This is a genomic window from Pseudoalteromonas piscicida (assembly GCF_002208135.1).
Taxonomy (GTDB): Bacteria; Pseudomonadota; Gammaproteobacteria; order Enterobacterales; family Alteromonadaceae; genus Pseudoalteromonas; species Pseudoalteromonas piscicida_A.
Window position 1 is genome coordinate 2,238,797 of sequence record NZ_CP021646.1, and the last position, 13,523, is coordinate 2,252,319.

At 39.2% G+C, this 13,523-nt stretch carries 7 protein-coding genes; all 7 read right to left on the reverse strand.

Translation table 11 applies throughout. The features are described 5' to 3' along the window. Window positions 1-159: 159 nt before the first annotated feature. The gene (locus tag B1L02_RS10485) at window positions 160-3,399 is read right to left on the reverse strand and encodes a DEAD/DEAH box helicase (RefSeq protein ID WP_088530967.1); all 3,240 of its coding nucleotides are present in this window, start codon (window positions 3,397-3,399) and stop codon (window positions 160-162) included. Beyond that, a complete protein-coding gene (locus B1L02_RS10490) occupies window positions 3,392-5,233 on the reverse strand; it encodes a phospholipase D family protein (RefSeq protein WP_088530968.1) in 1,842 nt (613 codons plus the stop codon). Before B1L02_RS10490 ends, B1L02_RS10485 begins: the two co-directional genes overlap by 8 nt. Beyond that, window positions 5,217-6,455 carry a DUF6361 family protein gene (locus B1L02_RS10495; protein ID WP_151208243.1) on the reverse strand — a complete coding sequence of 413 codons (1,239 nt, stop codon included), beginning with the start codon at window positions 6,453-6,455 and terminating at the stop codon, window positions 5,217-5,219. The genes B1L02_RS10490 and B1L02_RS10495 overlap by 17 nt, the downstream gene beginning before the upstream one ends. A gap of 142 nt (window positions 6,456-6,597) precedes the next feature. After that, window positions 6,598-8,352 (reverse strand): restriction endonuclease subunit S, encoded by a 1,755-nt coding sequence (locus B1L02_RS10500; RefSeq protein WP_088530970.1) that lies wholly within the window; start codon window positions 8,350-8,352, stop codon window positions 6,598-6,600. Next, on the reverse strand, window positions 8,352-10,052 hold the full coding sequence (locus B1L02_RS10505) for an N-6 DNA methylase (protein WP_088530971.1): 1,701 nt from the start codon (window positions 10,050-10,052) through the stop codon (window positions 8,352-8,354). Before B1L02_RS10505 ends, B1L02_RS10500 begins: the two co-directional genes overlap by 1 nt. An 82-nt stretch (window positions 10,053-10,134) precedes the next feature. Next, window positions 10,135-12,588 carry an EcoAI/FtnUII family type I restriction enzme subunit R gene (hsdR, locus tag B1L02_RS10510; protein ID WP_088530972.1) on the reverse strand — a complete coding sequence of 818 codons (2,454 nt, stop codon included), beginning with the start codon at window positions 12,586-12,588 and terminating at the stop codon, window positions 10,135-10,137. A gap of 587 nt (window positions 12,589-13,175) precedes the next feature. Further along, window positions 13,176-13,502, reverse strand: coding sequence for a YbaB/EbfC family nucleoid-associated protein (locus B1L02_RS10515; protein WP_010368987.1), 327 nt, complete (start codon window positions 13,500-13,502; stop codon window positions 13,176-13,178). Between the last annotated feature and the right edge of the window lie 21 nt (window positions 13,503-13,523).

Sequence of the window (13,523 nt, forward strand, 5' to 3'; positions counted from 1 at the left end):
AAATAGAACGGCATCTTAAAGCCTAATGACCATAATCGCTTATAAGTGCTGATGTGTTATGAAAGCCGTATTCTTCGTTTCTTCGACAAGTTTCATAACTGATAAACGTACCTTATTTCTAATTTTTTGGTATCTATTTGGTATCCTGTTTTAGAGCATTTATGAAGCAAGCTTTGTCTTAGTTTTCTTAGAATGAACTAGAGGTGACAGATTTACCACCAACTTATACTTAATGTTTTCAATTTCTTCATCTGTAAAGCTTCTTTCTAAAAGGTTGTCTATTAATTCTTCTTGTCTTGGCTGCCCAAATGCTAAGCGATATAGCGAAAGCACCTTCAAAGATTCATTTAACTTGATTAAGTCCTTACTCATTGGCATCAAAGGCACAATGCGCTCTATTTGAGCACTACCTGAAGACAAGTGCCAATATGGTTCCAAATCACTAAGCCTTTCGTTTTTTGTGTGTTGATCAGCGTACTCAAACAACTTATCCCAAGAGTGTTGGTAGCTTGAGTTAACTTCATCTTTAAACCTTTCTACAAGTCGCCTACGAACAACTAACGATTTATAGCGGTTTACACGACCTTCTCGCTGTTCAAGGTCGATTGGGTTTGATGGCAAGTTCCAATGAACTATACGACTGCAATACCAATGAAAATCTAGCCCTTCCTGCCCAATAGATGTTGAATTCAGCACAAAGGGCCTAAACGGTGAGTTAAACGCATCACGAACATGAGACACCCTAACCATACCTTTTTCATCCGTCATTTTTTGGTTACCAAGAGGAACAGCATAATGGCATCTTAACGTGGACTTTTCTCCTAACGAACCTTCACTCTTCTTGAGGGCAATATCTTCGTGAAAATGACAACCTACAGAAACCGTGTTTGTACTTAACACACTGTTTAATTTTGATAACGCTTCGCTACTATTTTGCCCAGAGCCAATCAATAAATGAAAATACTCATCAACCACCGCTTGTAAGTTACCGTCTGCGCAATATTGGATAACGGCTTGCCAATAAGGTGCTTTGTAATAGCGTTTTTTAATCGCTCTTTCTGACTCAGGTTTATTAAACAAACTTACAAAGCCCAATGCGCTCTCACTTATATCAACTAAGTGATTATGTGAATCTTGACCTGCTAACGAACGAACGATGCATACAGCAGGGCCTGAAATTGCAAGTTGCGCCAAATAGTTAAAAAGGTCTTTAGGGAGTTTTCCTAACTCACCTCCTTCAATCAAATCAAATAAGTGCCGGATACTATCTAAGCGACCTTTATTTCTGCCATCGGATAACCTGTTTTCAAAATCAACCTGCCAGTCATCTACGTCATTTTGGTATCCATTTAACATATCTAAAAGTAGTGGCGCTACGGCATACCAATGTGTTTTAGACTTCTTTCCTTTGTTTTCATAGGACTTGAGCTTTGCCCAAAACTGGCTTTTAATCTTTTTGCTCACATCGTTTACAAGCTCATCGAGAGTTTTACCATCATAAGAAAACTCAATATTTGCCAGTGTTCGACTAGGGTAAATGTAAGACCATGCAACAAGGTTTGACTTACCATCAAATCTAATCTTAGGTACATGCTCTTTTGATCGATAATACTCCTTAGTTACGCCTCTTCTACCTTCAAGCAATCTGCGTTCAGCTTCATAAGATATCAAACCGCTTAGCGCCCTTGGCACCATTGCCCATGCAGAGAACAACAACGACTTACTAAAACCTTGTTGATTTTTAAAACTTCCTTCTAACGGGTAATACGGATTTGACGGCGGAACCCACAGCAATTCTTCGCCATTGCCGTCAAAAAAAGTATCAAGCACAGCCTTGAACCTTGCGTTCGAACCTTGCTTAGCCAAATTTAATTTATATGACTGGATTAAATCTCGTGACAGCCAACTCATTTTCGACTGTTTTATTGCCTTTGATATAGGTGCGTGTTTTTGTAATGAATCATCAATATGATTTTTAAATTGATAGCCATTCATAAATGACAAAGCCCAAGGGGCCGACTTTTGGTACTCTAATAAGTAGCTTGAATGACTTTTCTTATTAACCTTATTCAGCTCTTCTGCTATTTGAACTAACTCTTTAAATGCCAGAATTTCATTTCCATCAAACTTTGCTAAACATTCAGTAGCTTGTTCACTGCCTTTTCTAAAGCAAACTATTGAGTCTGCCTTATCGACGATCTGTGCTCGCTCTGTGCGGCATATGTATGAACTAAGTGAGTTTTCAATATTGTCCTTATGAGTTGAAATCAAACTGCTTGGGCATTTACTCGGATCACGCAGGCTAATAATTTCGCTATGAAGCTTCTCCCTGTTGTATTCATATTGACTTAAAAAGTTATGATCTTTTTTACTTAAAAAATTAAGTAAATACCTTAATTCATCAACATGAGCGGTTTGGGTTTCTTCTTCATCCACTTTAGACATAGCTTTAAATGGCGTAGCTGAGAGCAATAATAATTTAGCTGCCGACTCTTTAGAAAAAATCCCTCTGGCAATAACTGATAATTCATTGTCTTCATTGGTGTCGAGAAGGCTATTAAACCTCTGAAACTCATCTAATATAAATAAATCAGACTTTAGGTTTTGAACACAGCACCTAGCAAGCACTCTCCTCAAATAAGAGCGCAATCTATTTGGGTGTTCACACTTAACTTGATCAGTGCAAACCATTTCAATAATTGAGAGGCAGCTACTATCTTGCGCTATCTCCCAGTCACTTTCGATATAGTCTGATTGAGCGTTAAGTTGTTGATGAAACGAGTGTAATACACATTTATCAAGCGTTTTATTTTTGTCGAACCAATCTTGATTGCTCTCCCAAGTGTTACTACTACAATAGCCTCGAAACAACTTACTTAGCTTACGTTTATACTTTGATAAACTGTCATGTTTACAAAGCAATTGATAAATAATAAAGCGTTCCCAGTGAGTGCCATCCCCCTGAGTTAGAGTAAATGAGGTAGAGGGGGTGAGGGAGCAGACTTCTAATAATTTATTAGCGTCATTATCATTTTGGCTATCCTTTATAGCTAATTCAGTCAAACGGCTAAATGAAGGCTCTGATACATATTTTTCGTGCTCAGTCCCATCAAATACAGCTAGTTTCCTTATATTTTCATTAGCAAGTGTTAGGTTAGAGCAGATATACGTTACCCTTAAAGGCTTAAAAGGTGATTGATTCAACCTTGCTTTGAGCATTTCAGCTATTACACCTTTTGCAACAACGGTTTTACCTAAGCCAACCTCATCGGCAACTAATACTCTTCCTGAGTGACCACTATCGACAAAATTGCTCATCACTTGGTGCACGGTTGCTAATTGAAAATCTTTGAGTTTCGAAAGCGACTGGTTCAATAACGCTATTACGTCATCACTCATATATCACCTCTTGTTCAAAATGCTTCCATAGTGACAAAAATTGCTCTGGGATTTGAACTTCTGTTTGCTCTAATCTCTCAAGTAAAGCTTGAATTCTATTGAGTGCTGACGGGTTGCGAGCTGCGGCTAACATTAACTGTTCATATATCGGTGCACTTTCAAATAGGCTCGCACCGCTACCGTCACTTAATCCAGCTGCTCTTGTTGTAATATCAAGCCACTCTTCTTTAGTGCTATAAGGATTTAATAATAGCCGGACGTAGTTCAGTAATTTATCTTCATTATCTAGCAACTCAGACAAAACCCTTTTATCGCGAGTATCGCCACCCTCAATATGAAGGTTTGCTTGTATAATTAGGCTCTTTTGCTGTGAGTCACTTTCACATTTAGACGTCAAACACACAGGTATCAACGCGCTAATAGCGCTCAACTCAACACCCGACCAATAAAGCTCAGATGATATAGACTTATTTGCACCAGCAATACCTAACTGGCCTATCTCAATATCACAAAGGGCTAAAATGTGAGTCAAAGACTCATCGTCGATATTATGAGACAGAGTTAACTCATACAGTTCGGTTTTATCATTGTATCGAGCCTCCAATTGCCAATCCGCATTAATAATAGGAAAAGATACCTTTCTGAAGTCAAAATCTTTCGATTCCGCTTCATTTTGTAGGGTTGAAAACTCATGCGGCACGATCAAGCCTTCGCCTTCTTTATCACTTAGCCATGTCTCTAAAATACGTTGTGGGCCGATTTGAGCTGTGTTGCCCGTAAACCTCAGCATGAATTCTTCATTTCTAGGTGGTTTTTTCTCTGTACCAAGTGCGGCGGTTGTGGCATTTGCCGACCCTAAATGCCAATGGCTTGTGCCACCGCGTTGAGTGATCATAAGCTTGGCATGAAGATCATGGGATTCTTCCGGTAATCCAGCTCGTTCTGCACCATCAACAATGGCGTCATTTATTGAGTAACACTGCCAAGATTTTAATTTTTCTTGCCCAATTTCGTTTAGCTCAGTAGCGCGACTGACTAACATTCTTTTAGTGTCAGGTGCTTTAGTCTCCAACCAATCAAGTGCTTTCACTTGTCCTGCTGAATCTTTTATAAAAGGTGAAACAACCAGTATTGAGTCATTGCTATTGTGTAAATCAAGTGGTTTATTAAACTTGCCACCACCTGGTAATAACAATGGATTACGCCCATAACTTATCGACCAGCTAATTTTAGGAAGCTCTTTTTTGAAGGTCTTTTTTAGTTCAGCGTCATTCTGTTCATTAAGCAGGTTGAGGAAAAAATCAGCCCAGCTTTTGGTGCCCAATTCCGTTACCTTAGTATTCGTTAATTTCCCATCAAGCGAAGCTGCTAAATCCCAACTTCTGTCAAAGGTAAGGTTGCGAGATAAAACAATAAGTCGATAAATTACATTAGCTCTCTTTTTTCCACCTGATTCTTTATAGCGAATTAACCATACTTTAGGATGAAAGGAAGCGTGCTCTCCACCACTTGGCACTACCGCCCTTAAACACGGCTCCAATAGTGTGAACAACTTGTTGTACTGCGTTGGAACTTTAATATTACCCTTTTGATAAAAAACACGAAGTCGTCCTTTTAATTGCCCAAATGCTTCTAATAACGCTAGTTTCTCACCTCGGAGATCGCCCTCAAGTGTTTCATTAAAACAAAGTGCGATAGGGGCAGCTAATAATGTGTCTAAATCTAGTGAATATGTTGTCGCAATAGCGGCATCAAACTCATATTGCACACCATCAATAAAGGGAGGTGTTAACTGCTCACCATAGTCAACGCGGTTTTCATCTGCTTTTAGCATTTTCTAATCCTTGTTGTATATCGGCTAAAATTGGTCGCGCTGCGCTCCATCTGTAATCCAATCGCTGAATTCCAACCCAAGCTTGATGAGTAAGCTTTTTGTATAATAACGAGCGTTTCTTTTTGTTATTTTTAGCCTGGCTTTCAACCAAAGTAGCTATTTCTTTGAGAGAAGCGCCTGTTTGCACTTGCTTGATGAATTCTTGAATAAAAGTCTTTGTTTTAGGCTTGATTGCTTTAATTTCAGCAATATCTAACCAGTTATCTACACTGTCTTTATGTAAGGATTTTTTAGCTATTTCAGCCCAATTATTATAATCACTTTCGTACTCAGCTACTTTTTCATCAAACCCGTTGTTTTTAGCCAGCACAATATTATATCGAAGGTGTGCACCTTCCATTGCTAAGCTGAAAGCTTCAGCGGCATCAAGCCTTGATTTGCATATAGCAGAAACCTTATCCTGCTTTTTTAAAAAAGCTTGAAGCTGGGTAAACCCACTTACAAATTTATCATTTAAATTCAAGGCTTCATCCGTTAAGCCATGTAAGTAAAGTTGCCCAAGCACACTGTGCTCTAAATTTTTAGCATTCTTAATTTTATTAACTAAAAACTTAGCTTCATCAGCACTTAAATTTAATGTGAGGTCTTCTTGCCAGTTAGCTAAGTGGCCTTTGGGTAAATGAACTATCTGCTTGGTGTTAAGGCTGCTGGTATCATCTTCACCAAACTCGCTTATCGCTGAATCTGGTTTAGTTTTAACAGTGCCATAGTGCCTGCAGAATTCGGCTAAAGAACTTTGTGTGTCGATAATGCCAAGTTGCCTCAACCCATTCCAGTAAACAGAAGACGGCCTTCTGGCAACGCCTCCCTTATCGATTTGGGTGCGGCCAATAATGCCTGTTTCGTCATCGCCATGAACTTCAGTCAACCGCTTTGCTACGTTGTTTTCTGCGTCTTTCAAATAAGACTCTATAGGAGGCGCTTTCCGTTTATTGGCGGAGCACTGCTCATAATAATCGCGTAAAATACGTGGAACCGTAATAAAATACTTGGCACGGGTTTGAATGGTAGAAATACCAGGAAATAGCAAGTCAGCAAAAGCGTCTCTAATTTGTCCTATACCTAATTCATCTAAGGTTCCAGGCTCTCGCATCATCGCCATCACGTGCCTGACCCTTTCCCTGTCTTCTGAGGAAAAATCAACCCATCCTAAATCACTCACTATTTATCCTTATTTTTGTTTTGTTGTGTTTTCTTCCATGCTTGAGCAATAACCACTTCATCAGTTAAATAATCCAAGGAAGGTTTTAGTGCACGATATTTTTCGTTAATAAGTTTCATTTAACGTCCTTGTTACTATTCGGCTAGTTTACTAATGAAGATGATATTGAATCTGCAAGGTTCTTTTGGATGAGTTTCGCTTTATCAATTTTAGTTTTCAACTCTTCACAAGCTAAGAATAAATCTTCAACCTTACTTATAATTCTTCTTTGCTCATTAAGTGGTGGAATTGGAAAGATTAATGCCTTAAGTATTTTTTGATTAAGAAACAATCTAGTAGTGCCTGCGCACATATCTTTAATTTTGTTCAATACCATCTCACTCCCCTTGAAAGTAAAACAAAAAAATTCAGGGTCAATAAGCTCTTTTAAAAGTGTTACACGTAGCAAATTGGTTGAAATTAGTCCGTCTTCCGTTTCATCTGGTATTACACACACCTCATCGATTGTTCCTGAACGGGAAATTATTAAGTCGCCACGAGTAGCATTAAAAGAACTAAGCTCTTCGGCTTTTTTACTATCTACAAAAATCTTATTAACACCAGTAAATTTTCCATTTTTTATAGTTTCTATCCCCCAAACAGGTATCCCACTTAATTTGTGCTCACTTTTTTTCAGCGCTGAACCAAACGGCCCAGTTATCATACCTTTGCGAGTGTGATCTAGGAGTTGTTCTATGTTACAAAAAGACCAACCTGATGGAAGCTCAAAAGGCTCGTTTTTAGTATCGCTCTTAGGTAACACCTTTTTACTATTAAAGAACTGCTCATTATTTTTTGACATTCTTGCTAGTAAAGTTGAAGCAGGTTCGTCATTAGGGTCTTGTTTTACTAATTTACCCATCACGGCGAGTTGCAGGATGGTTTGTTTTAGTTGGTCGATGCTGTCTTCGGTAGTGAATAAGGTGTCGAAGTGTTCGCTGATGCGCTGCCAGCTTTCGTTTAGCTCATCAGCGTCTTTGGCGTTGGTAAGCGTTGCTAATAATGTTTCAACGAGTATTTTATGCGCTTCAATATTTGATTCAGTCTGAGATTCAAGTTGATCGCAAAGAGCCATTAATTTTTCTACTTGGTTTACGATTCTTGACTGCTCTTGCGGCACACAAAAAGGTATGACAGCTAATCTAGCCTTATCTGTGCCCATTCTAGGAAGGTTCATCCCATGCGTTGATTCATTAGCATATAAAATAAACTGGGGAGATTTCATAACCAATCTAAGAAAAGATGGAAGGATGTGTTTATATCCACGAAGGGGGATCATTTCAGTTGTACAAACGCCAGGCTCATCCGTAACTATAACTTTGTCTAAATAAGGTCGGAGCTTACCATAAACTACATCCCCAGACTCAAATACACTCTTAGAGCTTTTAAACTTTCTTTCTGAAAATCTAACTTTTTTAATAAGTTTAGAGGTTACTTTTTCAACGTCTTCAAGTTCAAGAACCCATGTGTTTTCATTTACATCGTTAGCTTCAACTTTTAATGAAAGTCCGTAACTTGTTACATCACCGAGTCTTACCCATGCCCAGCTTTTAGGAATAGAATATGGATACTCTTCATTTGCTATTTGAGGTAACGACTTTTGTTTTTTGATTCTTTTTTCTTTAATTAGCCTAGATTTCTCTTCTTGAATCTCATTTATAAGCTCGCTGATAGGTACAGTATCAGGTTCTTGCTGTATGAGCTTTCCTCGCAGAGCTAGCTCAATTATCAGCTCTCTAAGTTTTTTGATCCCATAAAGCTCAAGCTTGTTTGAGCTACCTCTGCCAGAAGCTGATTTGGTCTTAATTGCCGATGTCCAAACATCGAGATTTTCGGTAATAACGCTTTCTACAGACATTAAGCTTTACCCTCATCATTTGTTGAAAGAACATTTGCTAGAATGCCTTTTAATTGGTCACGTAGTTGCTGAATATCTTTTTGCTGTGTTTGATATTGCTCAAGCAGTTCATCTGGATCGTGGCTCACTTGTTCACCAACATGTGGGTTTTTAATGTCAAAATTAAAAATGGCATTAAAAATAGCATCACCTTGGGCTTGCTCGGCATTGGTACGTTTTAAAAGCTCTTCACGTTGAGCTTTTAGCGAATCTACTTTTTCTTTTAGTAGTTTCTTGGCTTTTTCGTCTATGCCAGTATCAGGTGACTTAAGCGAATCAATTTCGGCTTTAACCTTTTCAGCTTCTGCCTTGGTATTTTCTGCTTTGTCCCAATGAGGTTTGGCATCTGCTTCCGCTGCTTTACGTTTGGCGACAAAATCGACTTTCCAAGCTTGTTCATTTTCAACACGACTGGCAAAACCATCACTTTCTTCACCCCACCACTGAATTTCTGTTTCAAATTCTTCAAACTTCATTGGCTTGGTTTTAGAGTAGTTTTTAACGCCTTCTGGGTATGGGTGCTCGTAGAACCATATATCTTTTGTTGGCTGGCCTTTAGTGAAAAATAGGATGTTGGTTTTAATACCTGTATACGGGTTAAATACGCCGTTAGGTAACCTTAAAATAGTGTGAAGATTACATTCTTCCGTTAATAGCTTTTTGATTTTGGTTTTAACACCCTCACCAAATAATGTGCCATCGGGTAATACTACTGCTGCTCGGCCACCATCTTTTAACACTTCTACAATGAGCTGTAAGAATAAGTCTGCCGTTTCACGGGTTTGCATTTCCGCAGGGAAGTTCTTTTCAATACCGTCTTCTTCAGTACCACCAAATGGTGGATTGGTGACGATAACATCGAAATCACTGTCCCAGCTTGAAAGTGGTTTGTTTAAGGTATTGCCATGCTTAACTTGCACAGGTACTTCGATTCCGTGCAGCATCATGTTGGTTGTGGCTAATAAATGCGGCAGTTGTTTCTTTTCGACACCATGAATTTGGCTTTGCAGCGTTTTATGATCAGCACCTGTTTTCACATAGTTATTTTTTACGTGATCCACCGAGCAAGCAAGGAAACCACCCGTACCACAAGCTGGGTCGAATACTTGCTCGCCTAACTTAGGATCAATACGATTTACCATAAAGCGTGTTACCGCACGCGGGGTATAGAATTCCCCTGCATTACCTGCGCTTTGTAAATCTCGTAATATTTGCTCGTAGATATCACCGAATAAATGACGTTCTTTAGAGTCGGTAAAGTCTACTTCATTGAGTTTATTGATGACTTGGCGCAATAACGTACCGTTTTTCATGTAGTTAAATGCGTCCGAGAATGCTTCTCTAACAACGAAACCACGTGGATTTTTATCAATTGGTGCTGTTAAGTTTTTTAACGTTGGGAATAAATCGTCATTAATAAATTCAAGTAATTCGTCACCTGTAATGCCTTCAGAGTCAGCCGCCCAGTTACGCCATAGGTATTGCTCTGGAATTGGCTCGCGATAGTCATCTAATTCAAATTCAAGCTCTTCTTCTTGTGCGTCGAAAATCTTTAAGAAAAGTAGCCAAGATAATTGGCCTAAACGTTGTGCATCACCATCAACACCCGCATCTTTGCGCATGATGTCTTGAATCGATTTTATAACTGTACTAATTGACATTAAATTGTGTTCTCTAATTTTGTGTTGCTAGCTAACTGAATACCTTTTAAGCCTTTGTAAGGCAACACTTTAATATTTAGTGTTAAGCTTGTTTTTCAGGTATAGCTTCGTAAATTGCTTTTTCTAATTCGGTAATTGCCGCTTCATATTGCTTTGCTCCGCCGAAGCCTTTTTTGGCTAGTTCTAACGGGCGGCCAAGCTCCACCACTTTTCCTGTTTTAAGGGCATCTTTACTTTCTATGGCTGCAACGCCTTCATCACTGTACTTGTTTAACAGTTCGTTAAGGACGGTTTGGGCTAGGTCGCCATATTTGGTGAAGTAATTGCGCTTTTTAACATTGTTTGCGCGTTCTTTGCGCGTTAGAGGCGGTTGGTCGAAAACGACGTGGCAGATCATATCAAATGGGTCTAATTCTTTCCCCACTTCTTGCTCTAAAACTTCCCAAATAATGCCTTCAGCTGCAAGTTCGTCGATAATAGCTTGTTTGCGCTCGGCTTCATCCCAGCGTTTTACAAACTCATCAAGGGAACTAAAGGTTTTAGTGAGAGTTTTACGTGTGTAATCTTTAAAAGATTCTGTAACGAGCTTGCCGTCTTCATCATAATATTGAACACGTTCACCCAGTTTTTTAACCGAAACGCCATTGACGTGATATTTATTGACCTTTTGTTCTTCTTCGCCCCAATCATCACCGTCGATTTCACCTGATGGATAATCGGTTTCAACGTCATCTGAAGATGGATCATAATCGGCATCTGATTCTCCAATTCCGTTGAGTTCATCACCAATGGTTAGTTCTGTATCTTCAATCACATCATCAAAGTCTGATTCGGGATCGTTAATATCATCAGCTTTTGTTGTTATTACTTTTTCTGGAATACCGTCGAATCGTGCGTCGGCAAATAGTTCAGTGGCTTTCTTAAAATCTAAGATGGTAAACCAGAGCTTGCCAAATCGATCATCTATGCGAGTGCCGCGCCCAATGATCTGTTTGAACTTAGTCATAGACTGAATGTTTTGATCAAGTACAACTAGCTTACAGGTTTTAGCATCAACACCTGTTGTCATTAATTCAGAGGTAGTAGCAATAACAGGGTAAGGCTTTTTAGGGTTAATAAAGTTGTCTAGCTGTGCTTTACCAATTGCGTCATCGCCTGTGATTTTCATCACATACTTATCGTTTTTAGCCACTTGCTCTGGATTACAGTTCACAAGTGCTCGGCGCATTCGCTCGGCGTGATCTATGTCGTTACAAAACACGATGGTTTTAGACATAGGATCAGTTCGTTTGAGGTAATTGGTGATGGTTTCTGCCACTAACTGCGTGCGCTCATCTATTATCATTGTACGGTCAAAATCTTTTTGGTTATAGATACGGTCTTCAATTACATGGCCGTTTTTATCGACCATACCCTTAGTTGGTCGCCAACCTTGTAGATCGACATCTATATCAACACGAACCACTTTATATGGCGCTAAAAACCCATCTTCAATACCTTGTTTTAATGAATATTGATAAACAGGCTCGCCAAAGTAATCGATGTTAGATACTTCGTCAGTCTCTTTTGGTGTTGCCGTAAGACCAACTTGGGTCGCTGAGTTGAAGTATTCGAGTATTTCTCGCCAGGCGCTATCTTCTGATGCACTACCTCTGTGGCATTCGTCGATGATGATGAGGTCAAAGAAATTTGGGTCAACTTGCTTGTATGCTTTTTGGCTTTCTTCAGGGCCTGTTAGTGCTTGGTATAGTGCTAAATGAACTTCGTATGCAGGGTCTACTTTTCTGCCTGTGATTTTAGTCATCGCTTGACCAAAAGGCTGAAAGTCATTGATACGAGTTTGATCAACTAATACATTTCTATCAGCTAAAAACAAAATTCGTTTTTTGGCTTTTGCTTTCCATAAACGCCAGATAATTTGAAAAGCCGTATAGGTTTTACCCGTGCCTGTTGCCATGACCAATAAAATACGGTCTTGGCCTGATGATACAGCTTCAACTGTTTTGTTTATCGCTTGTAGCTGATAGTAACGCAGAGATTTTCCTGAGCCATCATCATAATAGTCTTGAGTGATAAGTGGAAGCTGCTCCTCTGTGTATCCTTTGTAAACACAATATTTCTCCCAAAGCTCTGCTGGAGAAGGAAACTCATCTAAGGTAATTTCTGTTTCTAGCCGTGTCAAATTAGTTTTATCATGAAATATAAACCCATCACCATTACTAGCAAAAACAAAGGGAACATCTAGTAAATTAGCGTAATCTAAACCCTGCTGCATCCCCTTACCAATCTCATGTTTATTAGCTTTAGCTTCAATAACAGCTAACGGCATACTAGGTTTATGGTAAAGAACAATATCTGCTGACTTAACAGATTTTCGACCAGCTACAGTGCCGCGTACAACCACTTTGCCATCTCGAAGCTTCACTTCTTGACGTATTTGCGTCATATCATTCCAACCAGCTTCTTTGATAGCAGGCATAATGTACTTGGTGATGATATCGGTTTCGCTGAGTGACTTTTTGTTCATTGGGTTCATACGTGTTTTTACTTCCTTTTTAAATCATGTGGGAATAAGTATTCTTTATCATGAAGTTAAGCATGAGCACATGTTTTAATGATCTTGCATCCAAGCACTAGTAGACGTCTAACAACTACGTAAGTGCTTTCAAAAGCTAGCATTTTTGAGGTGATTTGTCAGCAACCTGACGTTAACAAAGGTAATTTTCATTGGGTTATTTAGCTTCTTGTTTGGTTCTGACGACTCAGTTTCTAATAGTGAGCCAACTGTAAATGTAGATGGCTCACCAATGTGTTGCAGTGTTGATATCAATGGAAACCCATATGGAGTGACGTCCACAGACGATGGTATTGATCACAACTCGTGCTTTGATAATGATTTTTCTAGTTAGGATACCTTTGATGATTCAAGTTGTGGCGGGTTTGATGATTGGTAGGTGAAGCATAATCATAATTTATTTTTTATTTGTAAGATGACTTCAGTAATGCTTGAGTTATGGGACACCTAATGTGCGTCTAAATATGTGTAACAATGATGACAGATACAATTGAGTTTTTTAAACAAAAAAATAGCGCCTGAAGGCGCTATTTTTATGGAATTCTAAATTAGAACGGCATTTTGAAGCCTGGAGGCATTTGCATGCCGCCGGTGACTTCTGACATGCGCTTTTGCGTTTCTTCACCTACGCGACGAACTGCATCGTTTACCGCAGCGGCTAGTAAGTCTTCAATCATGTCTTTGTCGTCTTCCATTAGGCTTTCGTCGATTTCTACGCGACGTACGTTGTGGCTACCAAGCATAGTTACTTTAACTAAACCTGCGCCTGCTTCACCTGTTACTTCTAGGCTCTTTATCTCTTCTTGGGCTTTTTCCATGCGCTCTTGCATTTGCTGCGCCTGCTTCATGATGTTGCCCATTCCGCCTTTAAACATATTCTGCTCTCTTATACTTCA

Excerpts from the sequence above, each read along its gene's own strand:
- B1L02_RS10485 (WP_088530967.1), bottom strand. The coding sequence starts at position 3,399 with ATGAGTGATGACGTAATAGCGTTATTGAACCAGTCGCTTTCGAAACTC.
- B1L02_RS10490 (WP_088530968.1), bottom strand. The coding sequence starts at position 5,233 with ATGCTAAAAGCAGATGAAAACCGCGTTGACTATGGTGAGCAGTTAACA.
- B1L02_RS10500 (WP_088530970.1), bottom strand. The coding sequence starts at position 8,352 with ATGTCTGTAGAAAGCGTTATTACCGAAAATCTCGATGTTTGGACATCG.
- B1L02_RS10505 (WP_088530971.1), bottom strand. The coding sequence starts at position 10,052 with ATGTCAATTAGTACAGTTATAAAATCGATTCAAGACATCATGCGCAAA.
- hsdR (WP_088530972.1), bottom strand. The coding sequence starts at position 12,588 with ATGAACCCAATGAACAAAAAGTCACTCAGCGAAACCGATATCATCACC.
- B1L02_RS10515 (WP_010368987.1), bottom strand. The coding sequence starts at position 13,502 with ATGTTTAAAGGCGGAATGGGCAACATCATGAAGCAGGCGCAGCAAATG.